This window comes from Roseicyclus marinus, assembly GCF_036322625.1.
In the GTDB taxonomy this organism is placed as follows: Bacteria; Pseudomonadota; Alphaproteobacteria; order Rhodobacterales; family Rhodobacteraceae; genus Roseicyclus; species Roseicyclus marinus_A.
On the sequence record NZ_AP027266.1, the window covers coordinates 2,795,885 to 2,819,854 of the forward strand.

General features: G+C 61.5%; 28 protein-coding genes. 17 read left to right on the plus strand and 11 right to left on the minus strand.

The window, feature by feature from the left end:
• Window positions 1–35 precede the first annotated feature (35 nt).
• From AABA51_RS13445 to AABA51_RS13495, 11 genes are all read left to right on the plus strand, one after another.
• Window positions 36–1,238, plus strand: a complete 1,203-nt coding sequence (locus AABA51_RS13445; protein WP_338272454.1) for a thiamine pyrophosphate-dependent dehydrogenase E1 component subunit alpha — start codon at window positions 36–38, stop codon at window positions 1,236–1,238.
• Window positions 1,239–1,256: 18 nt separating this feature from the next.
• A complete protein-coding gene (locus tag AABA51_RS13450) occupies window positions 1,257–2,225 on the plus strand; it encodes an alpha-ketoacid dehydrogenase subunit beta (RefSeq protein ID WP_338272455.1) in 969 nt (322 codons plus the stop codon).
• A 126-nt stretch (window positions 2,226–2,351) separates the two neighbouring features.
• Window positions 2,352–2,537, plus strand: coding sequence for a YgiT-type zinc finger protein (locus AABA51_RS13455; protein WP_338272457.1), 186 nt, complete (start codon window positions 2,352–2,354; stop codon window positions 2,535–2,537).
• Window positions 2,534–3,046 (plus strand): hypothetical protein, encoded by a 513-nt coding sequence (locus tag AABA51_RS13460; protein WP_338272459.1) that lies wholly within the window; start codon window positions 2,534–2,536, stop codon window positions 3,044–3,046. The genes AABA51_RS13455 and AABA51_RS13460 overlap by 4 nt, the downstream gene beginning before the upstream one ends.
• A gap of 15 nt (window positions 3,047–3,061) precedes the next feature.
• Window positions 3,062–3,598: a hypothetical protein gene (locus AABA51_RS13465; RefSeq protein ID WP_338272461.1), complete on the plus strand. Its 537-nt coding sequence runs from the start codon at window positions 3,062–3,064 to the stop codon at window positions 3,596–3,598.
• 10 nt (window positions 3,599–3,608) lie between these two features.
• Window positions 3,609–4,964 (plus strand): MBOAT family O-acyltransferase, encoded by a 1,356-nt coding sequence (locus AABA51_RS13470; RefSeq protein ID WP_338272462.1) that lies wholly within the window; start codon window positions 3,609–3,611, stop codon window positions 4,962–4,964.
• Between the two features lie 49 nt (window positions 4,965–5,013).
• Complete coding sequence (locus AABA51_RS13475; RefSeq protein WP_338272463.1) at window positions 5,014–5,901, plus strand: hypothetical protein; 888 nt, start codon at window positions 5,014–5,016, stop codon at window positions 5,899–5,901.
• A gap of 67 nt (window positions 5,902–5,968) precedes the next feature.
• Window positions 5,969–6,124 (plus strand): hypothetical protein, encoded by a 156-nt coding sequence (locus tag AABA51_RS13480; RefSeq protein WP_338272464.1) that lies wholly within the window; start codon window positions 5,969–5,971, stop codon window positions 6,122–6,124.
• Between the two features lie 13 nt (window positions 6,125–6,137).
• Window positions 6,138–6,566 (plus strand): DUF3775 domain-containing protein, encoded by a 429-nt coding sequence (locus tag AABA51_RS13485; protein WP_338272466.1) that lies wholly within the window; start codon window positions 6,138–6,140, stop codon window positions 6,564–6,566.
• Between the two features lie 424 nt (window positions 6,567–6,990).
• Window positions 6,991–7,893: a helix-hairpin-helix domain-containing protein gene (locus AABA51_RS13490; RefSeq protein ID WP_338272468.1), complete on the plus strand. Its 903-nt coding sequence runs from the start codon at window positions 6,991–6,993 to the stop codon at window positions 7,891–7,893.
• A gap of 143 nt (window positions 7,894–8,036) precedes the next feature.
• A complete protein-coding gene (locus tag AABA51_RS13495) occupies window positions 8,037–8,570 on the plus strand; it encodes a c-type cytochrome (RefSeq protein WP_338272469.1) in 534 nt (177 codons plus the stop codon).
• Between the two features lie 114 nt (window positions 8,571–8,684).
• Here AABA51_RS13495 and AABA51_RS13500 read toward each other — a convergent pair whose 3' ends face one another.
• Complete coding sequence (locus tag AABA51_RS13500; protein WP_338272470.1) at window positions 8,685–9,317, minus strand: Hsp20/alpha crystallin family protein; 633 nt, start codon at window positions 9,315–9,317, stop codon at window positions 8,685–8,687.
• Between the two features lie 130 nt (window positions 9,318–9,447).
• Between AABA51_RS13500 and AABA51_RS13505 the strand changes: the two genes are divergently transcribed.
• Window positions 9,448–10,887, plus strand: coding sequence for a PAS domain-containing protein (locus tag AABA51_RS13505; protein WP_338272471.1), 1,440 nt, complete (start codon window positions 9,448–9,450; stop codon window positions 10,885–10,887).
• 4 nt (window positions 10,888–10,891) lie between these two features.
• On the opposite strand, the gene AABA51_RS13510 is transcribed toward AABA51_RS13505, so the two are convergent.
• On the minus strand, window positions 10,892–11,698 hold the full coding sequence (locus AABA51_RS13510) for a Crp/Fnr family transcriptional regulator (RefSeq protein ID WP_338272472.1): 807 nt from the start codon (window positions 11,696–11,698) through the stop codon (window positions 10,892–10,894).
• Window positions 11,699–11,840: 142 nt separating this feature from the next.
• The gene (locus AABA51_RS13515; protein ID WP_338272473.1) at window positions 11,841–12,296 is read right to left on the minus strand and encodes a host attachment protein; all 456 of its coding nucleotides are present in this window, start codon (window positions 12,294–12,296) and stop codon (window positions 11,841–11,843) included.
• 234 nt (window positions 12,297–12,530) lie between these two features.
• Here AABA51_RS13515 and AABA51_RS13520 point away from each other — a divergent pair, with 234 nt between their 5' ends.
• A complete protein-coding gene (locus AABA51_RS13520) occupies window positions 12,531–13,310 on the plus strand; it encodes a Crp/Fnr family transcriptional regulator (RefSeq protein WP_338272474.1) in 780 nt (259 codons plus the stop codon).
• A gap of 15 nt (window positions 13,311–13,325) precedes the next feature.
• Here the strand turns inward: AABA51_RS13520 and AABA51_RS13525 are convergent, their stop codons facing one another.
• From AABA51_RS13525 to AABA51_RS13535, 3 genes are read right to left on the minus strand one after another with little or no spacing between them, the layout of a single operon-like run.
• Window positions 13,326–13,880 (minus strand): HPF/RaiA family ribosome-associated protein, encoded by a 555-nt coding sequence (locus AABA51_RS13525; RefSeq protein ID WP_338272476.1) that lies wholly within the window; start codon window positions 13,878–13,880, stop codon window positions 13,326–13,328.
• Between the two features lie 11 nt (window positions 13,881–13,891).
• Window positions 13,892–14,170, minus strand: a complete 279-nt coding sequence (locus AABA51_RS13530) for a glycine zipper 2TM domain-containing protein (protein WP_338272477.1) — start codon at window positions 14,168–14,170, stop codon at window positions 13,892–13,894.
• A 35-nt stretch (window positions 14,171–14,205) separates the two neighbouring features.
• Window positions 14,206–14,625: a CBS domain-containing protein gene (locus tag AABA51_RS13535; RefSeq protein ID WP_338272478.1), complete on the minus strand. Its 420-nt coding sequence runs from the start codon at window positions 14,623–14,625 to the stop codon at window positions 14,206–14,208.
• Between the two features lie 225 nt (window positions 14,626–14,850).
• Between AABA51_RS13535 and AABA51_RS13540 the strand changes: the two genes are divergently transcribed.
• Window positions 14,851–15,276 (plus strand): DUF2267 domain-containing protein, encoded by a 426-nt coding sequence (locus AABA51_RS13540; RefSeq protein WP_338272480.1) that lies wholly within the window; start codon window positions 14,851–14,853, stop codon window positions 15,274–15,276.
• On the opposite strand, the gene AABA51_RS13545 is transcribed toward AABA51_RS13540, so the two are convergent.
• The 5 genes from AABA51_RS13545 to AABA51_RS13565 form a co-directional block, all read right to left on the minus strand.
• Entirely contained in the window at window positions 15,237–15,788 is a 552-nt protein-coding gene (locus tag AABA51_RS13545) for a hypothetical protein (protein ID WP_338272481.1), read from the minus strand. The two genes, AABA51_RS13540 and AABA51_RS13545, sit on opposite strands and share 40 nt — an antisense overlap.
• A 55-nt stretch (window positions 15,789–15,843) precedes the next feature.
• Window positions 15,844–16,530: a phosphoribosyltransferase gene (locus AABA51_RS13550; RefSeq protein WP_338272483.1), complete on the minus strand. Its 687-nt coding sequence runs from the start codon at window positions 16,528–16,530 to the stop codon at window positions 15,844–15,846.
• Between the two features lie 17 nt (window positions 16,531–16,547).
• Window positions 16,548–16,742 carry a hypothetical protein gene (locus AABA51_RS13555; RefSeq protein ID WP_338272485.1) on the minus strand — a complete coding sequence of 65 codons (195 nt, stop codon included), beginning with the start codon at window positions 16,740–16,742 and terminating at the stop codon, window positions 16,548–16,550.
• Window positions 16,743–16,792: 50 nt separating this feature from the next.
• Entirely contained in the window at window positions 16,793–17,320 is a 528-nt protein-coding gene (locus tag AABA51_RS13560) for a universal stress protein (protein ID WP_338272487.1), read from the minus strand.
• Window positions 17,321–17,444: 124 nt separating this feature from the next.
• Window positions 17,445–19,280: a PHA/PHB synthase family protein gene (locus tag AABA51_RS13565; RefSeq protein ID WP_338272488.1), complete on the minus strand. Its 1,836-nt coding sequence runs from the start codon at window positions 19,278–19,280 to the stop codon at window positions 17,445–17,447.
• 301 nt (window positions 19,281–19,581) lie between these two features.
• Between AABA51_RS13565 and AABA51_RS13570 the strand changes: the two genes are divergently transcribed.
• The 3 genes from AABA51_RS13570 to AABA51_RS13580 all read left to right on the plus strand — a co-directional run bounded on the left by AABA51_RS13570 (window position 19,582) and on the right by AABA51_RS13580 (window position 23,890).
• Window positions 19,582–20,307: an ABC transporter ATP-binding protein gene (locus tag AABA51_RS13570; protein ID WP_338276606.1), complete on the plus strand. Its 726-nt coding sequence runs from the start codon at window positions 19,582–19,584 to the stop codon at window positions 20,305–20,307.
• The gene (locus AABA51_RS13575) at window positions 20,307–22,670 is read left to right on the plus strand and encodes an ABC transporter permease (RefSeq protein WP_338272489.1); all 2,364 of its coding nucleotides are present in this window, start codon (window positions 20,307–20,309) and stop codon (window positions 22,668–22,670) included. The genes AABA51_RS13570 and AABA51_RS13575 overlap by 1 nt, the downstream gene beginning before the upstream one ends.
• 125 nt (window positions 22,671–22,795) lie before the next feature.
• Window positions 22,796–23,890, plus strand: a complete 1,095-nt coding sequence (locus AABA51_RS13580) for an efflux RND transporter periplasmic adaptor subunit (RefSeq protein WP_338272491.1) — start codon at window positions 22,796–22,798, stop codon at window positions 23,888–23,890.
• Window positions 23,891–23,970 lie beyond the last annotated feature (80 nt).

Genomic DNA, 23,970 nt, shown 5'->3' on the forward strand with positions numbered 1-23,970 from the left:
TTAATGGGAGCATCGGACGATAGGAGGGAGAAACCATGGAAGCGGAGGCCATTAGCCGAAAGGATCTACGCGACGGGATCAGTCGTCGTGGCTTTATGCAAATCGCCGGAATGGCTGGCGTGGCGGTCGGGGTCGCTGGCGGCATCGCACGCGCAGAGGGTGCGATTGGATACCATGCAATGGATCTGTCAGACGAAGATCTGACGCAGATGCTCCGGACGATCCTTCGGATCCGCTGGCACGAGCGAACGATGGCCGACCGGATGCTGAGCGACCCGAATTACAGGGCTTACAACCATTTCTATGCGGGACAGGAAGCTGTGGCGACCGGTGTCTGCGCCGCGTTGCGGAACGAGGGCCCCTTCGATCAGATCGACCTCGTCTATTCGACACACCGCCCAACGGGACATGCTCTGGCCAAGGGTGTGGACATGGGGCGGATGCAGGCGGAATTCGACTTTCGCGCGACGGGCATCAACGGCGGTTACGCGGCCGAGATGCACATTTCAGATCCCTCGGTCGGCTTCATCGGGGCCGATGGCATGATTGGCCCGGGTCATGTGATCGCCACCGGATCAGCCTTCGCCTTTCGCGCACGGGGTTCGGACCAGGTGTCGGTCGTCTTTGGCGGAGACGGCACCTATGCCACGCCGCATTTTCATTCGGCACTCAACAACGCCCGCCTTCTCGATCTGCCCTTCATCTACGTGCTCGAGAACAATCTTTATCATCAGTACGCGCATTATTCCTATTCCTGCCCCCATACGGACATCGCGGATGCCGCGCGCGCCTATGGAATTCCGGCGCGCGTTGTCGACGGGCAGGACGTCTTTCAGGTCTACAATGCCGCCAAGGAGGCCGTGGACCGGGCCCGGGCCGGTGGCGGGCCGACCTTCATCGAGGCCAAGACCTATCGCTACTACAACCACTGGGGCGCGCCCGGCGCCGATGTCGGTCAGCTCGGGGCATTCGGCTATGACCCGCTGGCGATCACGTCCTTCCGCCCCGAACGCGAGGTGCGCGCGTGGATGCAGCGCGACCCGGTCGATATCGCCCGGGACACCCTTATCGACTGGGGCGTTCTGACCGCCGAAGGGGCCGAAATGCTGGAGGCCGAGGTTCGCTCCGAGGTGGATACCGCCTTCGCCTGGGCTGCCGAGCAACCGCTCTGCACCCCTGAGGACGGGCTCCGGCATGTCTTTGTGGAAGGCGAGGTCATCCCTCGTCAGATCGCTTGAAACAGGGGGAAGAAAACGATGACCGAAAAGACCTGGATGTATTCGGTGCTTGAGGCCGTCCAGTGGGAAATGCGGAATGATCCGGCAATGACCTGGATCTACGAATTGACCCCGCCGGTTGCCACCAACGCCGGGATGCCCGTGATCAACCTCGAGACCGAATTCGGTCGTCGTAGGGTGGTCAATACCGGCATCGATGAAAACTGGATGGCTTCGGCAGTGCTCGGGGCCGGTCTCGCAGGGTCGCGCGCGGCGACATACATTCCCTACCAGGGCGCAGGAATGCCCTACCAGGTGATCCAGAACCATGCGGGAAAACTGCGGCATATGACAGGTGGCAAGGCCTCGATGCCCGTGGTCTTCGTGATCGAGATGACAGGCCAGACACCGGGGTTCGCCGGTCAGCACAGCGACTACGAGGTGGATACGATCTATGCCCACATCCCCGGTGTGCGCACCGTGGTGCCATCCACCCCCTATGACGCCAAGGGGATGATGCATGCCGCCTTGCGAAGCCCGGATCCCGTCGTGTTTCTTTATCCGGCGGGATTGCGGATGCTGTCCGAGGAGGTACCGGACGAACCCTACGAGGTTCCCCTGACGCGGGCCGCAGTCCGGCAGGAAGGCAGCGACCTGACCATCGTCGGATCGGGTGCCGGAATGCCGGACGTGCTGGAGGCCGCCGCCACGCTGACCTCCGAAGGGATGTCGGTCGAAGTGATCGACCTTCGTGTCCTCAAGGAAATGGACACGGAAACACTCGTTACCTCGGTCGCCAAGACCCGCCGCCTTCTCGCGGTTGACCAGAGTTACTACACCCTAGGCCCCGCTGCGGAGGTCGTGGCCCGGTGCGCCGAGGCCGTCGAGGGCGCGCGGTTCCGACGGATCGCCTTTCCGGACGCCCCACCCCCTGCTTCACCCGAAATGTTCACATGGATGAGGCCTGACGCGACACGGATCGCCGATGCCGCCCGAAAGATGGTGTGAGCCATGAAAATGCCAGCCAATGACACCCAAGACCGAACGGCCAGTGCTCACGTCCATGTCCGCTGTGACCGGTGTGAGGATGGCATTCTTTCGGCACAGCCAATCCAGAGCGCCTTCTGGCGGGGGATGGGATTGGTCGTCATCCGCAACATCCCTGCCATGATCTGCCCGATCTGTGGCGAGGAATATGTCTCGGACGAGACGGCGATCGGGCTCGATCGGATGCGAGGCGCGGGCTTCACCGCGATGGGATCGGTCGAGCGCATGATCGTGCCCGTTCTCGATTACTGCGCCCTTGGAGAATCCGAATGATCCGGGCGGCCACCCTTGCCATGACCCTTTTCTGTAGCGCTGCGGTCAACGCACAGGAGGACCCGTTCGGCTTCATGCCGGACGGGGGGCGCGGCAGTTTCGAGCTCGTCTTTGCGGACGCGGCCGAGCGCGCTTGGGCGCTGGATCAGGTCAAGACGGTCGGTGAGTGGCAAGACGTGATCGCAGCGCGCACGCCCGAACTGGGACAGGCCGCGCGGGAAACGCTGGCCGCTTACCTGTCAGTCATCGCGCCGCTTGCGGGCGGCCCATCGGTAACGCTGCCCCTGGATGGACGCGATATCGCGTTGGCCCAATGCATGTCGTGTCACTCACTCTTCACCGGCTACCTGATGCAGAGGCGGGACCGGACGGCATGGCTGTCGACCTTTGCGTCGCCGTTCCATCAGGTCATCGAACTTACACCCGACGAACGCGAGATCTTCGCGGATTACTCCGCCATCAACATGCCGATGCGGCCGGAAGAAGTACCGCCGGCATTGCGCTACTGACCAGAGGGTCCGGATATGAAATCAAGCATCCTGTCTGCCTGTCTGCTTCTGGCGGGCACTGCCATGGCCCAGCAGGGCGATGACCTCTTTGACTTCATTCCGCAAGGCGGGCGCACGCTGGCAGAGCGGGCGATAGCGTCAGGGGATGCGGACTTTTTGGACCTTCTGGCCACCGCAAACGATGCGCCGGAGTGGATCGACTTCCTCTCGGGACTCGACATGTCGGCTGGCCTCACGTTCGACGATTGGGAATTGCAGACCATCGCCGACTATCTCGCTTATGCCGGGGCAATCGTTGATCCAACCACACTTCCCGCGGATGGGCGCGACATGATGCTGGCCCGCTGCCAGTCCTGTCACATCGTCACGGTCACGGTTACACAGGCCCGCAGTCGTGACGCATGGATGGCGACGCTCGGCCGCACGAGCCATGTGGATATCCCGCTTAGTGCAGCAGAGCGCGCGCAGCTGGCCGATTACCTCGCGATCAATGCGGGCCTGCCCATAGACGTTATCCCGCCCGAATTGCGGGCGGGAGGAGCGTCTTACTGAGACTGGGCCGGTGTCCTATGCCACGCTCACTTTCTGGATTTTCCTGATCATCTCTCTCGCCGGGCTGTCCCTGAGCCCTGCCCGATTGCGCGGCATCTGGCTCACCATCGTCAGTCTTTGGTTCTATGCAAGCGTTGATCCGATGCGGCTTGCGTGGCTTGGAGGCGTGACCGGTCTCACGCTCTGGGCTGCGGGCATCTGGCACCCCCCCTATGCACGAGCCGTGCGGAGCACGGCGATCGCTCTTCTGGTGATGCTCCTCATCTGGGCGAAGTTTTCCGATGCAATGGGCCTTCCCGATCCGAAGGCGCCTCCAGGGCTGTCGTTTCTGGTCTTCACCGCCATCGCCCTGATCGTTGAAACCGCGCGGCGCGGCACCGCTTGGTCAGTCCCGGAGAGCGTGCTGCACCTGGTCTGGTTCCCCAAGATTCTGGCTGGGCCGATCGAAAGACCCGGAGACCTGATCGCGCAGTTTCCGGCTATCGGCATCCGGCCCGGTCTGATGGGGCTGGGTGTCGCCTTCATCGTCACCGGATTGGTGAAGAAACTGGTGATCGCCAATGCCCTCGCCCCGGTCGTCGATGCCGCCTATGCCATCCCTAGCTTTGCGACACCTGTCGACCTGCTGGTTGCGACATATGCCTTTGCCTTCCAGATCTACTGCGATTTCTCGGGCTATGCCGACCTTGCACTTGGGCTGTCTGCCTTGGTTGGCCTTCGACTGTCCCGCAACTTTGCCCAACCCTATCTGTCGCCCACCGTGACCGAATTCTGGGCGGAACGTTGGCATATCACCTTGGGGCGTTGGTTCCGCGATTACGTCTACATACCCCTGGGTGGCAGCCGCCGGGGACGGCCGAGGCAGATGGCCAACCTGATGCTCGTGTTCCTGTTGTCCGGTATCTGGCATGCCGGACTGGGCTATGGGGTCGGCTGGGGCTTCTTGATCTGGGGCGTGTTGAACGGCGCGCTGGTGATCGCCGAGTTGTGGGTGCCGCGCCCGAAGGGTCGGTTGGCGCACATCCTGCGCACGGTCCTGACCTTCCATCTGATCCTCGTCACATGGGTCTTCTTCCGTGCGGAAACGCCGTCCGATGCCGTGACGATCCTGATGCGCATCAGCGCGATCCTTTCGGACCTTCCTCGGATTTTGCCGACATATCCTTTCACGCCGGATCAACGCTTCGGAGCCGTCCTTGTCGCCATGCTGCTGGTGTTGGAAATCCTGAACCAGCCCCGACCTCTGGCAGAGCGGATCGCACAGGCCCCTTTGCCGCTGCGTTGGGCCGGGCTCTACATCGGCATGGCGGCCCTGCTGCTCTTTGGGCGGTGGCAAGACGCGGAATTCATCTATGCAGGCTTCTGAGGACAGATGGCACCCGGTCAGGGCGATCGGTTTCCTCGCCCTTGGGCTGATGCTCTATGTGGGGCTATTTCTCTGGTCCGACCAGGTGCGCGAGACGCACGCAGGGCGCAACCCGTTTCATCGGATCGCCCAGGCCCCTATCCAGAGCGACTGGATCATTCTCGGGGCATCCCATGCCCTGCCGCTTGGCTTTGACGGCATTCCCAACAGCTTGCGCACGGCCACCACCCAGACCACGCTTACACTTGCCGTGCCAGGGGGAGGCCCTGCCGTGACACGCCTTGTCGCTGAACGCTATTTCGCAGACCATGAGGCCGGTAGCGTCCTCGTCGTGCTGGACGCCTTTACCTTTGCCGATGCCCGGTGGAATGAAGATCGACTGGGGGACAGCGACATCCTGCCCAAGATGCCGGCAGATCCCCTGACCTTTCGTGTCCTGCTGCGGGCGGTCCCTCGCGGCCTTCCAGTAGGGACCTTGCTGGCCTATGTCACAGGTTTTGCGCGGATCAACGACCGCGCCCGTTTCGAGACCGATCGTTGGGAGGCCGAAGGCCGCTTCGACAACACCTCGCGCCCATCGGAGGCGGCCGATGCCGCACGGGTCGCCTATCTTTATCCCGATGCGCCGTCCGAGGCTTCCATCCAACAGGGTCTTGCCGACATCGAAGCGCTGATTGGCCTGACGCGAGCCCACGGGGCGCGGATCGTTCTGGTCTTTCCGCCCCTGCCGGAACGGTTCGCAACGCGCCTGCCCGAAATACCGGGGCTTAAACCGCGGTTGGCAGCTCTCGCCGGGCGGCTTGGTGTACCCTTGATTGATCACCAAGGCCTCATCCCCGATGCGCAATTCTACTTCGATACGGATCATTTGAACCGCAGCGGCGTTCAGCTGTGGCTGGAGCGAGGATTGGGAACGATCCTGCGCGGGGAACAATGACAACCATCAATGCCGGGCTTTCCCGATGTCGCCATTCCTTCGAGACCGAGAGAGGGATAACGCGGCGATGACCGGTCAGAATGTCCATCTGTTCGCGGCGGCGCGGGATGTTGGAACCTGCCTTGTCGGCGGCATCGACGGCCCTGCGATCAGCGCGGCCGGTGATCTCGACACCCTTGAATTCATCACCAGCATCCAACCCGTCCGTTGGCCCGCCGAATAAGGCAAATACCGCAATGACCCTTTCAACCAATGACCCCTCCCTCGACCTGAATATCCCGGTCACGACCGTTGAGGTGATCATCGATTTGGCACGCAACCTTCAGGGCAAGGTGGAAGCATCACTTTTCGGCACTGAAGCTGCCGATCCGGATGACTTCGAAATCGATATTCTCGAGGACCGCGGTGTCGATCCCGCAGAAATCGCCTTCAAGACCTTCATCGAGGACCTCACCGAAGATGCTCAGATCGATCTCGTGGCTTTGACCTGGCTAGGTCGAGACGACGGGGACTGGTTCGAGCTTCGAAGATTGGCGGCGGAGCGGCGGGAGATCACCACGAGCGATTACCTCAGGTCCTTGCCGTTGCTCGCGGATTATCTGGCCGGTGGTCTTGCAGCCTACGAGGCATTCTTTGACACGGCGATCGAGGGACATCCGATTTGAAGCCATTGCGCGCCGTCAATTCAAGGATCGAAGAATCGTCGCATTCTGAAGATCCCGGTGGGAGGAGCGAGATCAGAAAAGAGATGTCCAGAAGCGCCTGAAAACGTGAAAGGGCAAACCGATGATCTGATCTGGTGTGGAGACCCGGCGGGCCGGTCCGTCGCGAGCCAATGCTGAGCGCCTCGGGGGAGACCTTGACGGTGGAAGCGGGTCGCGACGGATCGGGTTCGGCATTGATGCGCGAGTTGGAGCGGTTGGAAACCTGCGAATGTCAACTTGCCTGCCCGCGCCATCGCGCGTCGATGCCGTTCCGAATGGTTAGCGGCTCCTTGCCTAGGCGCAGGTAACCGGACGCGGCACGGCACAGCCCGAAAACCCGTCCGAATGCCTAAGCCACTTGGCACGATTGAAAAGTGACGATGCCATGCCTGATGCAGCTGTCATGCTGGAGCACTCAGACGCATCCGAAAACACCCGGATCGCCGAACGTCTCCGACGCTATGCAGACCTTTTGGAACGGCAGGGCGTGGACGGATACCGCGTGCGTGCCTACCGCGCTGCGGCATCCGAGGTCGACGCACTTTCCGAACCTTTGTCCGATCATCTGCATCGCGGTGGTGTCGAAGGGCTGATCCGACTAAGGGGCATCGGCCGGGGGATTGCCGCGGCCATTGTCGAAATGCTGACAACCGGCACATGGCGACATCTGGACAGGCTCGAGGGCGAGCTGGCACCCGAACGCCTGTTCGCGACAATCCCGAGCATAGGTGCCGTTCTTGCTAAGCGGCTCGCCCAAATGTTGGAACACCACACGCTCGAGCATCTGGCGGCGGATTTGCGCAGCGGCGAAGCGGACTTTCCGGGCATTGGCCCGCGCCGCCGCGCCGCCATTCTTTCTGTCCTCGACCAGCACCAGGCGCGCCATCCGTCCATCCCCAGTCTATACACGCGATCTCTGCCGGAACCACCGGTATGGCTTCTGCTCGCGACCGACGCTCTCTACAGGCGCAAGGCCTCGGCCGGCACGTTGCGCCGGATCGCACCGCGCAGGTACAACCCGACCGGCGAGGCCTGGTTGCCGATCCTCGAGACGCGCCTCGACGGCTGGAACCTGAAAGCCCTCTACTCCAACACGGCCCGGGCACGCCGGTTCGACCGCGTGCTCGACTGGGTCGTGATCTCCTTTCATCGCGACCATGGACGCGAGCGACACTGCACGGTCGTCACGGAAACGCATGGGGCGTTGGCTGGGCAGCGGGTTATCCGCGGTCGAGAAGAGGAATGTCGCGCGCATTACAAGACAACGCTGGCCGAACAATCGACTTGACCCAAATTGTCTCACCTCGGGCGTATGCCTGTGGCGGCCTGTTTGCACGCCAAACATCACGCTCAGCGCGTGAGCGCATCGCAGCCTTTGGCGTGCGATAGGCGTCATTTCAACCCAAACGTCAGGCCGTATGACAGTGCATTGTGCAGCTTCTTGTCCAACGGCACCTGCCATTGAGCGCCATCAATGCGATCTGCCTGTCCTCTCCGCACTCTTCCTTCGAGCAACGACCCTACACCCTGAAGGAGGCTTCCATGACTGAATTCCGATCGAAACTGATCCATATTACCATTTTCGTCTGCCTAGCCATTGGCCTGATAACCCATGAAGGCTTTGCCCAAGCAGACGAAATCGGGCGTCTCGAATACGTTTACAACTGTTCTGCCTGTCACGGTGAAAACGGACACGGCGATGGGCCGGTCGCGGGCTATTTGAATGTCGATACGCCCAGCCTTACGACGCTTGCGCAGCAAAACGACGGGATGTTCCCGCTGCTGCGTATCATCCAGATCATCGATGGTCGGTCAGGCGTCGGTCCCCACGGCACGATCATGCCGGTTTGGGGGGAGCGGTTCATCGCCAGTGAAATCGAGGATCGCGGCCCATATGGGGCGGAAATCGTCGTACGCGGTCGCGTCCTGTCCCTCGCCAGATACCTCGAGTCCATCCAGGAGTGAACGAAGGGCCTGCCTCGACCGAAAAAAGATGCCCGGCGGCCCGAGTGAACACTCGAACCGCCGGGCACCTCCGGCACTCTGGGGCGAAAGTGCCGGCAAGTCGGCCCATGGGGCTCAGGCCGCCTTGACTGCGATCTTCCGTTCGGCCGCCCTAGCGACCTCGGTCTTGGGGATGATGATCGTGAGCACGCCGTGCGACAGCTGCGCCGTGATCTTTTCGGCATCGGATCCGGCAGGAAGCGCCATGGTCCGATGAAATGCGCCATAACGCCGTTCGTTCAAAAGGTAATCGGATTTTTCTTCGCGCTTTTCCTCGGTTTTCTCGCCGCGGATTGTCAGCACATTGTCGTGCAAGGTGATATCGACATCCTCCGCCGCCAAACCCGGCAACTCGGCGGCAATGCGAAATTCACCGTTGCAATCGACCACCTCCATCACGGGGGCGAGCCGCCAGGAGATCGGCTCGAGAACGCGGCCCGTCGCGCGCCTTGTCATCGGATTGCGCCAAAAACCGCTGCCGAAATCGTCGAACAATCGGTCGATCTCTTCGCGCAGGGACGTGATTGGCCCCCAACCTTCGGATGCCGGCGCGCGCGTTTCGGTCTCGCTGTTGCGCTGGATGTCGATTGACTCTTTTTGCCTTGTCACAATATTTCCTCCAATGAACGGACATGTGCCTTTTCTCGAACAAGACACATGAGAACATGATTGAAGAATGGCTGCAGCGAGGGCATTGACGACGGTCAAGACTGGCTGAGGTACCATAGGTGGCAAAAGTAGTCTCGGGACGAAAAGCCATGAAATTTCATCATTGCCGCTTTTTTAAGCTCCGGCGGGTCGTGTTCCCGCAAGGTGGAACCACAGGGAAATTTGGCAAATGGCCGACGTGTCAGATCTGCAAGATATCTCAGCTGACTTGCTGCGCGTGGATTGGTCCGCGAACGAACTGGGGCCGCTTTCGGGATGGGATCTGCGCTTGCGCACGATGGTGGGCTTCGTGTTGCGGAGTGCGCCGCCAATCTGCCTGTTCTGGGGTCCGTCCGGTACCATGTTCTTCAATGCCGCTTGGCAGGACGCACTTGGCCCCCTTCAGTCGGAGGCATTCGGGTGGCAGGTCTCTGCGTTGGACGAGCCGCTCGCTGCGGCCTACCGCGATGCGCTTTCTTCATCGGCGGCATATGAACGCCCAGCTTTCGCAGCAGCCTTGACACCGGTGATGTGGCGTTTGTTGGTCGATCGGCCTGGCGCATCGCTATCCTGTCGTGCCGTACCAGGCGAGGCCGGACAGGTCGAGGGTATCTTGGTACAGCGCATGAGTGGTCCGGGATCGGCACCGGACCTTAAAAACAGAAGCGTCTTCTTGCTGCAGCTGGGGGATGCCCTTAGCCAGCAGGAAGACCCGGAAATCGTTCAGGCAATCGGAACGCGGATGCTGGGCCAAATGCTTTACGCTGACCGCGCCAGCCTGGCTGAAATCGACATGGAGGCAGGTGTTGCCAGGGAAGGGATGGAATATCGGCGGGACGCTGAAGCCCCGCCCCATGAGACGTTGCATCGTCTCCAAAAGCCAGGAGGACCCGCGCTAGGCCTTTTGAATAAGGGCCTGCCTTTGGTCATCTCGGATTTTGCTCAGGTCGACGGTGAACCAAGCGAAGCTATCGCGTCCGAGATCCTCAGCTATGCGGTGGCACCTTTTCGCGCGCAGCTATCGGTTCCGGTCATGCGAAAGGACAGGCTGGAGGCCGTCATGACCATCCGGTTCAACGAGCCTCACCCCTGGACCGCGGACGAACTTGCCATCGCCCATGATGCGTCCTCACGGATCTGGGAGGCGATGGAACGCGCGCGCGCACAGGCGGCAGCGCGTCAATCAGAATTGCGCCTCAGGATTGCGCAAAAGGCTGCCAGGGTAGCGACCTTCGATTGGCAGATCGGCGACAGGTCTGTGATCTGGAGCACCGAGGCTCTCAATATGCTGGGTCTGAGCACTGGAGCCCTCGGCGGCACCTACGAGGACTGGATCGCGACAATCCATCCTGACGATCTTTCATATGCAACCAACCAGATCGAATGGGCGCTGGAAGATGGTGAACTCGAAGGAGAATGGCGCGTTCGCCGCGCCGACGGACAGGTGATCTGGGTCCTTGTCCGTGGGGTTGTGGACAAGGGTCCCATGGGGCGTCCGAAGCGCCTGACTGGGGCGCAGGTTGATGTGACGGATCGTGTTCGCTCGGAGCAGGACACACGGGCCCTGATAGCGGATCTCAGTTCCCAGATAGCCGAGTTGCGCCGCTATCTTGGAAAGGATGAGACCTGAATTCTCAATGTGCGTGGTAGCCGTTGTATGATCGACGGATGGCCCCGCCTGTCCGCATCGCACCTTGCGGCAGCGATGTATCGCTGGGGCCCTTCGCAAGGATCGCTGGCGAGATAGGCTCGTTGTTCTCGATTTTGGAGCTTCTTGGGCCATCGGTAATGACCATGCCCTTTCGATCCTCACGACGATCCAAACCTGCAAGTTCAGCAAGCGAACCCATGTCCCTGATCAGGAACCGGCTTGGTGTCACGCTGCGAAGCATGCTCCGTTCGCTCAGGTATGTCAGCGTCCTGCTGATCGTCTCGAGGGTGGAACTGCAGAAATCCGCCCAATCCTTGCGGCTTACCTGCATGGTCAACAGAATACTTCCATCCGGCAGGGGTTCCACTGGCATGAACTCTGCGGCGAGCACGATAAACGCCATGATGCGCTCCTTGCTGTTGAGCGCACCCCGTCGCCAAACCATCTCGAGCTGCCTTGTGTGCTGACGCATGACTTCTGCCAGGACTTCGGCCCTGATCGCCTTGTCGGTTGTGATCGCATGACGAAAGGTTGCTGGTTCGAAGATACAGATCTCGGCGTCCGTCGCGGCGACGACCGCAGGACCGAACCCCAACCCCATGATGTCGCCAATCAGATCGCCGGGGACGATGAAGCCGAATACGCTTCGCCGACCATCCATAAGGATCCGCTCCGTGCGCAAATATCCCTTGCGCAGGATGCCGATGATTTTGGGGCGTTCGGTTTCGTCCTGAAGTCGTGTCTCGTTTCTGACCGTTCTGATCCGAAGCGGCCCGTTCAGGCCCTTCAAGGCGGAAGTCTGTCGCACGGCCCGGCACAGGCGTCGCGCTTGCAAGGGACAAGAACTACACGTTTCCTTGCCGGACACTGAATGCGAAATCGTCATTTCAGGCTCCTATCCCCTCATAACGGCAAGATCCAAACCGCAAGGCTCAGGTTTGCCGATTGATCAGCTCCTTGATCCGATCCCGCAGCTGGCGTTCCGGCAACGAGACCAGGTTCAGCGGCAATTCGAGAAAAACCGTCGCCCAGAGGGTCGCGGGGAATTCGTTACGCACGATGCCGAGCATGCGCGGCTCGGCAAAAACAGCCAGGCGTTGAAAGTCACCCGCCCGGCGATGTTTCTCCAGCATCCCGGCGGTGTCGCCGGCAAAATCCTGCATGTCGCGCAGCACCGGATCGCTCCCCAATTCCATGGCGGAACGGCGCCCGCTGCGATCCGATGAAAAGCTGCGTCCGGGTTGATCCGACAGGATATCTCGCAGGTGCGTGGATGGCGCACGGCTCAGAAGTTCGATCTGATCCTCGCCATCCATGTTTTCGACGCCACGCAGGACACGTGCGCGCACCCCGTTCATTACGAGGGCCCAGGTTCGCGACCCAGCCATCCTCTCGCTCCCGCCATCGTTTCACCCACAAGTGAAGTGACCATAGAGACAGGGGTGTTGGCATTGATAATTCGCAATGACCGAAAAATCTGTGCTAATTTACTTCAGGTCAGCCGGTGACCTTGCTTGCGACTGTGCCGTCAGCAGATGCGAAAGCGCTGCCAAGTTATTTTTTTGTAAACCTGTAATTCGTCAGCGGGCCATCGGTTTTGCAAATCCGCATTGGAAATTTTCATGTCAAACGGATACAAGACAACAAAAAAATTATGTGCGTTCAGCGGTCTAGATCAGTTTGAAAACCTGCCAAGCCAGATCAAGTCCGACCTCGAAACCATGTGCCGACCTCAGTCCTATAAGTCTGGTGAGGTCATCGCCGAGATATCGACTCATCCGCCCTTCATCGGCGTCGTGAGCGAGGGCATCCTCAGGATGCAAAAGTCCTTGCCCGATGGTCGCCAACACGTTGTTGGCTTGCTGGTCGCAGGTGACATGTTCGGGCGTGTCTTCAATGGCAACATGCACTTTTCCGTAGAGGCTGCGACCGACGCGACCGTCTTTCAGTTCCAGCGTGGACCGATGGAGGACATCTTGATGAGTTCGCCGGAACTCGACAGGCTGATCCTGCTCAATCTGACAAGCGAGTTGGATCGTGCCAGAGACTGGATGATCATTCTTGCCAATCCAAAGGTGCGCAGCAGGCTGACGGGCTTTATCCTTCTTCTCTGCACAAAGTTTCAGGCCATCACCGATCTGGTCAGTCTGCACGGCACGGATGTTCATGTCCGAATACCGATCAGCAGAACAGACCTCGCGCACCTCCTCGGAACGCGGGTCGAATCCATCAGCCGTGGGCTCCATGCTTTGGCTGACGACGGGTTGATCGAAATCCTGCGGCCAGATCTTGTGGCCATCCGGTGCTTCGAAGCACTCACTGACGAAATCGGTGATCCTGATCTTTTGGAGCAGGTGTCGTTGAAGAACATCGTTCGGGATATTCAAAAGAACCTGCAATGAGCGGGGCACGCATGCTCAGTCGCTGGGGGTCACACCGGTTGCATAGGCCCCCTTCTCCCCTTCCATTTCGCGAAACCGAAGGCGGGTGCCCACCGAAAGCGCATCCCAATCGCCGCCAGTCAGCGCATCCTTCTGAAAATAGACTTCGCGCCCATCATCGGCGCGCAGCCATCCGTGGCCAAGCTCCGGCTCAAGAAAAGTAATTTCACCATGCAACAAGGCGGCGTGATGCTTGACCTCAAGCTTGGCCATGATGGCCTTTTGCCGCTTTAGAAGTTTTTCCGCTGCCGAAAAGGCCCGGTTGACGGCCAGAATAAGATCCTCCTGCGCGCTACCCTGCGCAACCGAACGCTCGACCGAAAGGTCCGGGCCGGGCAGGTGCAGGACAAGATGCGCGCGCAGAATGCGTGCGTGAACCTTGCGTTTTTGCAGCGCTTCGAGCGTCACCTCGCACCCGACGATGCGGTCAAAAAGCGCCTCCAGCTTTTTGGTCCGGCGCTCCACGATCGACGCCACAGCCGGTGAAGGGTCCAGGTTGCGGTAAGCGATTACGGGGGCAATCTGCATCATTGCAACCCCGGTCAAGGGCAAGGAGCGACAAAGTAGGTCCCGTCGCCGCGGGCATAGGCGCAGCTGTCCGTCGCGCTGTTCTGGGCAACGAGTGTGCCGGCGGCGGCTCCTGCAAGCGCCGCAATCAACCGCCAGTTGTTATCAGCGTCGAGTGCTTCGGCGGTGATCAGTCCCGCAGCCGCACCTCCGGCAAGACCCACGATGGTGCGTTGCTCGGAGGTCAGATCGTCACAGGCTGACAAGACTGCAAGAGCGGCAATGCCAGGGACAAGATGGAAACGGTATCTCATGGGCTTATCCTTTGCTTGGTGTTGGACGGAGCCTTTCAGCCGTGGTGATCCGCCACTGCGTGCAGGATCTCGCCCGACAGGTCGCGGCTGACCGAATGCGCGATATCGCCAAGGCTCAGCATTCCAACGAGGCGCTTGTTGTCGTCGATGACCGGCAGCCGACGGATTTTCTTCTGGTCCATCAGGTGGATCGCATCCTCGACCGTGGCTGATGATCGACACCAGACAACCCCTTTCGTCATGACTTCGGCTGCCTTTGTCCGCTCGGGGTCACGGGCCTTGGCCACGACACGCACCGCGATGTCACGGTCGGTCAACATCCCGACCAGCCGGTCGTCGTCGCCGATAGGCACTGCACCGATATCGTCCTTGGCCATCATGCGCGCGATCTCGGTGACTGACGTATCGGCGCTGGCCCAGTCGGCCTTGTGGTGCATCGCATCCGAAACCTTCATGGCGTCCTCCTTCTCATTCTGCGGGGTGTCGGCATCATCGGGCGGTTACGAAGGCGGGTCATTGACCATGCGCAACCGTAGCCAGTTCCGGATAAGGCACGCCCAACAGGCGCGGGCTGCCGTGAAAAGGCCGTGACCTGCTGCACTGGATTGACCGCAGTCAATGCACCCACGCACCCGATTTCCGAGATTTCTCCGGCAACTGGCCTGCAGAGGAGGATACGCATGTCAACGACCGGTATTTCCACGCTCGACCACGCGCCGCAGGTGGTGGCGGCATGGTTGAACGAACTCTGCGAAGATCTCGATTGGCGGGAAAAACCGCGCGCCTATCTCCTGCTTCACGAAACGCTCCATGCGATCCGTGATCTTCTTGGGGTCGATGAAGCCGCCGAGCTTGCAGCACAGCTGCCGGTTCTGGTGCGCGGCATCTTTTTCGAAGGTTGGGATCCCTCCGGAACGCCCATTGCCGCGCGGAGCAAGGCCGACCTGATCGAGCGGATTTCCGGACGGTTCTCGAAGCAACCGCTGGACGATCCCGAACGCGCGATTGCCGCAGTTTTCGACCTTTTGCGGCGGCATGTGTCTTTCGGGGAAATCGACCAGGTCCGTCACGCCATGCGCAAGCCGATCCGAGAACTTTGGGATTGAATACCGGTCGGGCGACCCGAGCGATGGGTCACGATCCGGGTCTGACCGCGAACCGCGCGTTTCTGGAAGGCGGAGATGCCTGGCGAGGCGGCTTTCGCTCGAATTGAAGATCGACCCGCCAGATGGCTGACCTGACAGGTCCGACCGCTCTCGAAATGCTGGCCCCTCAAGTTCCGCACATGCTGGAGAGGGCCCGCCCCGAGATCGAAGCCCCCTCCGCCAATGGCTTCGTGCTCGAAGGGCATGGCGATCTGCGGGCGGAACATGTCTGCCTGCTGAACCCTCCTGTCATGTTTGATCGGGTAGAATTCGATCATGACTTTCGCCTGATTGATCCCCATGACGAGATCGCGGCCCTTGGTCTCGATTGCGAACGTCTCGGCGCACCCCTGATCGGACCGGCTCTCGGAACGCAGCTTGATGCAGCCGGTATCACGGCACCAAGCGATGGACTTTCGACACTCTACCGTGTCTTGCGCTGCCTTACACAGGCGCGGCTGTCCATCGACCATCTTCGCAAGCCGCGCCCGCGAACGCCCGAGAAATGGGCTCCCCGTGCGCTTTGGTTCATGGCGACTGCCCAAAAGACTTGTGCGTGACGCGCCCTGCCATGGGCTTGGCACTCACGGCTTGGAGCGCCTTCGCCACCTCGGCATCCGTGATCTGTCTGAAATCCTGGTAATGTGCTCCGACAGCGCGAAAGGGATGCGGCACGGACAGGCAGATTGCCTCGTCCACAAACCGCAACAGATCGGCAAGAGCGTCGGCAGCAGCAACCGGCACCGCCAGGATAAGGCGCGCCGCCCCGGCCCGCCGCAGCGTGTCGAGCGCAGCTTTCATGGTGGCCCCGGTCGCGATCCCGTCATCGACGACAACCACTGTCTTGCCCACCAGCCGCAGGTCAGGACGGTCGCCCCGCCACAACCCACGCCGTCTCTCGATCTCGGCCATCTGCGGCAAGGCCAGCGCCCGGATATCCGCATCCGACAGCCCGGCCATGTCCGCGATCTGCCGATTGATGGCGAACACCGGATTGCCCCCGTCCGTTACCGCGGCAACCGCCACCTCGGGTTGCCCCGGAAGACCGACCTTGCGCACCAGAACCACGTCAAGTGGCAGGTGAAGAGCGTGTGCTATCTCCTCTGCGGCGGGCACACCGCCGCGCGGCAAGGCGATGACCACGGTGGACTTGGGATCAAGGTGCGGCAACTGCCCCAAAAGCTGCCGACCCGCGTCACGGCGATCACGGAACAAGGGTGTTGCGTTTGATATCATCTTTCCGGCCCCTTGTCGGCATTGGCCGGAGGATCCGGATTGAAAGTGATGGTCTGCAAGCTGGAGCAATGCTTGGCCAAAAAGACAACCCGGGGCGTGACCCGGAAATAAAGCGCTATCTCGCTGTCGGTCAGGTCAAGGTCTCGAAGAGCCGCGATGCAGGCAGCGGGCCAGGGTGCGAACTTTTCCAAACCATCCGCGACGCAGGGCGCGAGCACCGTTGTGTGACAACTTGCCGGCCTCATTGCACAACGACCACGGTCCGATCCGTTGCATGCAGAACCTTTTGCGTCACACTTCCCAACAAGATTTCGCGCAGCCGCCCAAGGCCGCGACGACCCAGCACGATGATCCCTGCCCTCTCGGCCTCGACCGCATCCAGGATCTCGTCGGCATAATCTCCGGAGCCTCGGACAATCCGGATATCGGTCGCCCCGGTTGCCTTGGCGGCGGCCCGGGCCCGCTCCAGAACCTGTTCCGAGATGATCTCAATCACCCGGAAACGCTCGATCTCGCCCTGCGTTGAGTCGTAGAATTCCCAGAGATTTGCGGCAGACGGCACAGCGCTGAAACTGTCCAACCCGGAAAGGTGTTCGAGCATGTATTCGCTTTCGACAAGGCGCGCCAATTCGTGTGAGAGACGCTCGTGAAGATCCACGTGGACAATGCTCAGACCTAGGCCAAGCTTTGCCGATAGGGTTGCTGCGAAATTGACGGCGCGCACGCCGTGATCAGACCCGTCAGTAGCCACGATGATACGATCTTGCATGGGTGTCGTCCTTTCGCCTCGTCATTGATGGGCACGATCCGCTTTCCCGCATCGGCTTGCATTGTCGTCAGTCAATGCGGACCGGGGCATGCTGTGCCTTGCGCCCGGCGATGATCCATCCGTTCTAAACCTGGTGGATGTAGCTGCACGGTGCATCGGCAAGAGGTGGCAGGCCGCGCGCCACAGCCCCGATCTCAGGCGGAGCGACAGGGGGGCCACTTTGTGCGGCAAGCCAGGACGACCATTCCGGCCACCACGATCCATCTTTTGGATCATGCCGTTCGATCCAGCCATCCGGTCCCGCATAAGGCGCGCCCGCTGGTCGGTGCGATATCCTGTAATGTCGCCCCGGATGCCCCGGCTCGCTCAGGATACCCCCGTTGTGCCCGCCTTTTGTCAACACGAAGGTCAGGTCGCCATCCGTGAAGAGCTGCGCCTTGTAGACCGATTGCCAGGGCGCGATGTGGTCGGTTTCCGTGGCCACGACGAACATCGGAACGGCAATGTCCTTGAGCGCAATCACCCGACCCTCGACCGCGAAACGCCCGGCGCTCAACCTGTTTTCGAGGAACAGCCCGCGCAGATATTCTCCATGCATACGGGCTGGCATACGGGTTGTGTCGGTGTTCCAGACCCCGATGTCCGAGGGCAGATCCTCTCGCCCCAGAAAATAACGCCGCACCGCCCGGCTGTATATCAAGTCCTCGGCCCGGATCGCCGCAAAGGTTCGGGTCATCTGGGGCCTGTCCAGAAATCCCTGGTCCCACATCAGGTCTTCGAGGACGGCAACCTGGCTTTCATCGAGGAACAAAAGCAGCTCGCCTGCCTCGACGAAATCCACTTGGGCCGCCAGGAGCGTGACCGTTGCCAGCCGGTCGACCGCATCACGCGCCATCGTGGCCGCCGCGATGGCAAGCATTGTGCCGCCAAGGCAGTATCCCATCGCATGGACCCGACGGCCCGGCACGATCTCGTTGATCGCATCGAGGGCTGCCAGCACGCCGTCCCTGCGATAATCCTCGAGCGACAAGCCGGCCTTGTCTGCCTTGGGGTTGACCCACGACATCATGAAGACCGTGAACCCCTGCGATACGAGAAACCTCACAAGGGAATTCTGTGGTGAGAGATCGAGGATGTAGTATTTCATGATCCAGGCCGGGACGATCAGGATGGGCTCGGGCCGCACGGTTTCCGTGGTCGGCTCGTACTGGATCAGTTCGCAAAGAGCGTTGCGGAACACGACCTTCCCGGGCGTGCAGGCAAGATCCTTGCCCGGACGAAACCCTTCGGGCGGCGGATCGCGACGTTGCGTGAGCGTCTTCAGGATGTCGCGCGCCAGATGATGTGACCCGTCGACCATGTTGCGCCCTTTGGTGCGCACCGTTTCGACGACGATTTCCGGATTGGACACAGGGAAATTCGAGGGAGAGACCAGGTCGAGCGCCTGCCGCGCCATGAAGCGGGTCCGCTCGGTTTCCCTACGCTCCAATCCGCGCAGCGGCGATGTCGCGGCATCCCACCAATCTTGCGCGGCAAGAAATCCCTGTTGCCAGCCAAGATAGGGAAACCTCGACCACAACGGATGGTCAAACCGATGATCGAAGGCTTTGGGCGCAAAGGGCGGCGCGGTATCGCGGTCACGGGTGACCATGAACGCTGTCAGCTTCAACGCATTCTCCTGCGCGCGTTCGAACAATTCCAGTTGCCGCCCGGGGGCGCGGGACAGGTGCATCGCCCAATCCACCCATGCCTCCAGGAATGCATGTGTGGAAAGCCCCGCGCTGAACCTTGCCCTCGCAGCCCGGACGCTCCGGTCGAGGGTCTGGTGCCGATGCTCAGGGACCTCCACGGTCACGGCAGGTGGTTCTGACCGTCGCGCTACGACGGGACGCATGGCTTGCACGATGGGACGAGCTCCGGATTTCTTCTTCTGCACCTGTGCCCTTCCCGCTTTCTGCATCCTCGGTGGCCCAGATCAGCATGGCGAAGGGGGACCATGCATTGACCGCCCTCAATGCGCTTTTCGTCATGGGACGCGCATGGGAACGCGTGCCGGATCGGGCCAGAACTGTCGGCACCATGACGCGTTACAAAGGGCGGTCTTTCCGGTTTCCGAAATCGCCGGCAGATGCCCCTGACGCGCGGCAACCTCCGATAACTTAGCGCCTACCCTTGGCCAGAGATGATGGCGGCCTCGGGCATCAATGGCATTTGTCCTTCATCAAGGTAAAGAGATCGCCGGACCTGCTACTCCTGCATCCATGGATAACGAGCCGACCCAACTTGCAGCGATCCTGCGAACCGAGGAGGTCACCAAGATCTACCGCTCGGGCTCGGTCGCAGTTCACGCTCTGCGCGGCGTCGACTTCGCTCTCTATCCACACGAAATCGTCGTTCTGCTCGGTGAATCCGGGTCAGGGAAATCGACGCTCCTGAACATTCTGGGCGGGCTGGATCGGCCCAGCTCCGGCCGCATCCACTTCCGCGACCGGGACCTCACGTCCCTCGACGACGACGCCCTGACCGAGTTCCGGCGGGCGCATGTTGGCTTTGTCTTCCAGTTCTACAACCTCGTGCCCAGCCTGACGGCCCGCGAAAACGTGGCCCTCGTGACCGAGATCGCCGACGATCCGATGAGACCCGAGGACGCTCTCGACCAAGTGGGGCTTTCGGGGCGGCTCGATCACTTCCCCTCGGAAATGTCTGGCGGAGAACAACAGCGCGTGTCCATCGCAAGAGCTATCGCCAAACGGCCCCAGATCCTGCTTTGCGATGAACCGACAGGCGCGCTCGACAGCAAGACCGGGGTCACCGTTCTACATGCACTGGTCGAGGCGAACCGCAACCACGGCACTGCCATCGCATTGATCACCCATAATGTCGGGATCCGGCGGATCGCAGACCGCGTTATCCACATGGCCGACGGACGGATCACGCACGAGGACCGCAACGCGACCCGCCTGTCCCCCTCCGAGGTGAGCTGGTGATGGGGACACTCGACCGCAAGCTTCTGCGCGAACTGCGGCGGATCTGGATGCAATGCCTCGCCATCGCGCTCGTGCTTGGCTGCGGCATCATGGTTCTGGTGCTCTCCAGCGGAACCCAGCGCTCGCTCGAAGCCATGCGCACGAGCTTTTACGAAGTGACCCGCTTTGCCGATGTCTTCGCGCGCCTCACCCGCGCGCCCAGAAACCTTCTGGCCGAAATCGCGCATGTCGACGGCGTGGCCCAGGTCGAGGGGCGGGTGGTGTTCCCCGCGATGATCGACATTGATGGCAAACCCGAACCGGCTTCGGCCATCCTCATATCCTTGCCGCCGACCGGCGAGCCTGTTCTCAACGTCCCGGTTTTACGTCACGGTCGGATGCCCCGCCCCGACCGGCCCGAAGAGGTCGCCGTCTCCGAAGCATTCGCCGAAGCCAATGGCCTCATTGCGGGCGACCGCCTGTCTGCGGTGCTGAACGGCCGGATGCGCCCGCTGGTCGTGACGGGCATCGTTATTTCGCCGGAATACATCTACACCGTCGCCTCCGGGTCAATGGAACCCGACGACGAGAATTTCGGCATCCTGTGGATGGGCGAAGACGCGGCCGCCGCCGCAATGGATCTGGAAGGTGCCTTCAACGACCTGGCGGTGACCCTGTCACCCGGCGCGCGAGAACAAGCGGTGATCGCACGGCTGGACCGCCTGCTCGCACCCTACGGCGGGACCGGCGCCCATGGGCGCGACCAGCAGCCCTCGCATGTCTTCATCGAGGGCGAATTGAAACAGCTCGGGACCATGGCCGCCGTGCTCCCGCCGATCTTTCTCATCGTGGCCTCGGTTCTGGTGAACATGGTGCTCGGGCGCATCGTCGCACGCGACCGGGGACAGATCGGGCTGCTCAAGGCGCTTGGCTACCGAACCCGCAGGATCACCGCGCATTACAGCAAGATGACCGTTGCAATTGGCCTCACCGGACTTGTGCTCGGCTGTTTCTTCGGCTGGTGGCTGGGACACGAGTTGACCGAGCTCTACACCCGCTATTTCCGCTTCCCAAACCTTCTCTACCGCCCGGGACCCGCACCGATCCTGATCGCCTGTTTGCTGGGAATGGCCGCAGCACTGCTTGGCGGGCTGCGCGCTGTTCGGGCCGCGAGCCGTCTTGCACCTGCCGTGGCCATGTCGCCGCCCGCCCCGCCCAACTATCGTCATGGCTGGCACGAAAGGCTGGGAGCGGCACTCGGGTTTCGGCAGACGACCATGATGATCCTCCGGTCGCTCCTGCGCTGGCCCGATCGCGCCGCTGTCACGCTTTTCGGGGTCGGCGGTTCCGTCGCCGTTCTGGTCGCCTCGTTTTTCACCTTCGACGCCCTCGACCTGATCCTCGAAGACCTGTTCGAACTCGCGAACCGGCAGGACGCGACCATCACCCTCGCCCAGCCTGCCACAACACAGGCAGAGCGCGACGCCCTCGCCCTGCCTGGTGTTCTGAGAGCCGAAGGACTTTACCACGTGCCGGTTCGCCTGTCGCATGGCGCAAATACGCGGCTCGCGAGCCTTCAGGCACGCGCCCCCGACGCAAGTCTGGCACGCCTGCTCGATGCCGATGGCCGGGCCGTACAGATGCCCAGAACGGGCCTCGCCCTGTCCGAGGGGCTGGCCGAGGCGCTCAGGGCGCGTCCAGGTGACCAGCTTAGGGTAGACCTCCTGACCGCCCCGCGCGGCAGCTGGGATCTTCCCGTAACGGCCGTGATCCGCCAGAGCCTCGGACAAGATGCTTACATGAACCGAGCGGCGTTTTTCGCGCTGATCGGACAGGTGCCGCAAGTCAACGTGATCCACCTCTCCATCGACGAGACAGAGCGCGCGGCCCTTCAGGCGAGCGTGCGGCAGACACCCGCCATCGCGCGCCTCACGCTCTGGAGCGACATCCGCCGACAGCTCGAAGAAACGCTCGACGAAAGCCTCGTGACGATGACAGTGATCTTCGCATCGCTCGGTATGCTCATCACCATCGGCGTCGTCTACAACACGGCCCGGATCCAGCTGGCCGAACGCGCTCATGAACTGGCATCGCTCCGGGTGCTCGGGTTCCACAGGCGGGAAGTGGGCTATGTGCTCGTGGCAGAACAGATGTTCCTGACGCTGCTGGCCGTTCCGCTTGGTTGGCTTTTCGGCTACGCTTTCTGCATGCTGATGGCCGATGGATTTTCTACGGATGTGGTGACGATCCTCGTTGTGGTCACACGCCGCACCTATGCCATCGCCGCCCTGATCGTGATCCTGACGGCATTGGCCTGCGTGCTCGCGGTGCGCCGAACCCTTGACCATGTTGATATCGTCAGCGCCCTCAAACGGAAGGAATGACCTTGGCCGGACCCAATCGCACCGTTGCACTGGCTCTCGTCGCCGCCATCATTCTCGGGGGGCTTTTCTGGGCGTTTTTGCCAGCTCCGGTTGCCGTGGATCTGGTCGAAGTGCAGCACGCACCAATGCAGGTAACCATCTCCGCCGAAGGGATCACCCGCGTCCGTGACAGCTGGCGCGTGACCGCCCCCGTCACCGGTGCTGCGCATCGCTCACCCGTTCGGCTGGGCGATGCCGTGGTAGGGGGATCGACGGTAGTGGCCGTGGTCGAGCCGGCCGAGCCGCCCTTTCTGGACGCAAGGGCGCGGCGTCTGGCGGAGGCATCCGTAAGCGAGGCAGAAGCTGCCGTCAGGCTGGCCGAGGCCAATCGCGCCCGGGCCCAGACACAGCTGGATCATGCGCTGGCAGAACGCGACCGTATCCGCGCGCTCACTGAGCGTGGCACGCTTTCCCGGACCGTTCTGGAGGATGCAGAACAAGCCGCCTTGGTCGCAAGTTCCGCGCATGACGTGGCACAAGCCGATCTGGACATGCGGCGCGCCACTCTGGCGCGGATGCAAGCGCAACTGGAAAGCCCCGCAACAATCCGTTCCCAAGCTTCCGCCACCTGCTGTGTCGAGATCACGGCACCGCATTCCGGCCTCGTTCTCGAACTCACGGACGAAAGCGCCCGGCTCGTCACCGCCGGTGAGACCCTTCTCGTTATCGGCGATCCCTCGGATCTCGAAATCCGCGTCGATCTTCTGTCGGGCGATGCTGTCGGCCTTAACCGCGGCACCCCTGCCCGCATCACGGGATGGGGCGGGGAAACCGTTCTGGAAGCCGAAGTCCGGCAGATCGGCCCCTCCGGTTTTTCGCGCATCTCGGCCCTTGGGATCGAGGAACAGCGCGTTCCCCTGATCCTCGACATCCTGAGCCCGCCCAATCAACGCGCCGGGCTTGGAGCCGGCTACCGGGTCGAGGTGACCCTCGTCACATGGGAGGCGGAAAACGTGCTTCAGGTGCCGTCAGCCGCCCTGTTCAGATCCGCCGACGACTGGGCGCTGTTCACCGAAGTGAACGGCAGAGCGGTGCAAACCCCCGTGGTGCTCGGCCATGTATCGCGCGACTGGGCCGAGGTCCTAGCAGGCGTCGCAGAGGGCGCACGCGTCATCGCATATCCCGGATCATCCGTCGCGCACGGGACCAAGATCACGCCACGTGAAGCAATGACGCCATAAACACGACCTGACGTCCGAAACAGCGCGGGAAGATCGACCAGCCGGTAACGATCTGTCAACTTTTGGCCCGAAATCTTCAC

Bases quoted from the DNA above. Each gene is read 5' to 3' on its own strand.
- AABA51_RS13540 (WP_338272480.1), top strand. From the start codon at position 14,851: ATGTCAACGACCGGTATTTCCACGCTCGACCACGCGCCGCAGGTGGTG.
- AABA51_RS13545 (WP_338272481.1), bottom strand. From the start codon at position 15,788: ATGGTCGATGGACAGCCGCGCCTGTGTAAGGCAGCGCAAGACACGGTA.
- AABA51_RS13560 (WP_338272487.1), bottom strand. From the start codon at position 17,320: ATGCAAGATCGTATCATCGTGGCTACTGACGGGTCTGATCACGGCGTG.
- AABA51_RS13490 (WP_338272468.1), top strand. From the start codon at position 6,991: ATGCCTGATGCAGCTGTCATGCTGGAGCACTCAGACGCATCCGAAAAC.
- AABA51_RS13480 (WP_338272464.1), top strand. From the start codon at position 5,969: ATGACCGGTCAGAATGTCCATCTGTTCGCGGCGGCGCGGGATGTTGGA.
- AABA51_RS13535 (WP_338272478.1), bottom strand. From the start codon at position 14,625: ATGAAGGTTTCGGATGCGATGCACCACAAGGCCGACTGGGCCAGCGCC.
- AABA51_RS13460 (WP_338272459.1), top strand. From the start codon at position 2,534: ATGATCCGGGCGGCCACCCTTGCCATGACCCTTTTCTGTAGCGCTGCG.
- AABA51_RS13565 (WP_338272488.1), bottom strand. From the start codon at position 19,280: ATGCAGAAAGCGGGAAGGGCACAGGTGCAGAAGAAGAAATCCGGAGCT.
- AABA51_RS13475 (WP_338272463.1), top strand. From the start codon at position 5,014: ATGCTCTATGTGGGGCTATTTCTCTGGTCCGACCAGGTGCGCGAGACG.
- AABA51_RS13580 (WP_338272491.1), top strand. From the start codon at position 22,796: ATGCAGGTAACCATCTCCGCCGAAGGGATCACCCGCGTCCGTGACAGC.
- AABA51_RS13530 (WP_338272477.1), bottom strand. From the start codon at position 14,170: ATGAGATACCGTTTCCATCTTGTCCCTGGCATTGCCGCTCTTGCAGTC.
- AABA51_RS13485 (WP_338272466.1), top strand. From the start codon at position 6,138: ATGACCCTTTCAACCAATGACCCCTCCCTCGACCTGAATATCCCGGTC.
- AABA51_RS13515 (WP_338272473.1), bottom strand. From the start codon at position 12,296: ATGGCTGGGTCGCGAACCTGGGCCCTCGTAATGAACGGGGTGCGCGCA.
- AABA51_RS13505 (WP_338272471.1), top strand. From the start codon at position 9,448: ATGGCCGACGTGTCAGATCTGCAAGATATCTCAGCTGACTTGCTGCGC.
- AABA51_RS13570 (WP_338276606.1), top strand. From the start codon at position 19,582: ATGGATAACGAGCCGACCCAACTTGCAGCGATCCTGCGAACCGAGGAG.
- AABA51_RS13520 (WP_338272474.1), top strand. From the start codon at position 12,531: ATGTCAAACGGATACAAGACAACAAAAAAATTATGTGCGTTCAGCGGT.
- AABA51_RS13455 (WP_338272457.1), top strand. From the start codon at position 2,352: ATGGGATTGGTCGTCATCCGCAACATCCCTGCCATGATCTGCCCGATC.
- AABA51_RS13445 (WP_338272454.1), top strand. From the start codon at position 36: ATGGAAGCGGAGGCCATTAGCCGAAAGGATCTACGCGACGGGATCAGT.
- AABA51_RS13525 (WP_338272476.1), bottom strand. From the start codon at position 13,880: ATGATGCAGATTGCCCCCGTAATCGCTTACCGCAACCTGGACCCTTCA.
- AABA51_RS13450 (WP_338272455.1), top strand. From the start codon at position 1,257: ATGACCGAAAAGACCTGGATGTATTCGGTGCTTGAGGCCGTCCAGTGG.
- AABA51_RS13575 (WP_338272489.1), top strand. From the start codon at position 20,307: ATGGGGACACTCGACCGCAAGCTTCTGCGCGAACTGCGGCGGATCTGG.
- AABA51_RS13465 (WP_338272461.1), top strand. From the start codon at position 3,062: ATGAAATCAAGCATCCTGTCTGCCTGTCTGCTTCTGGCGGGCACTGCC.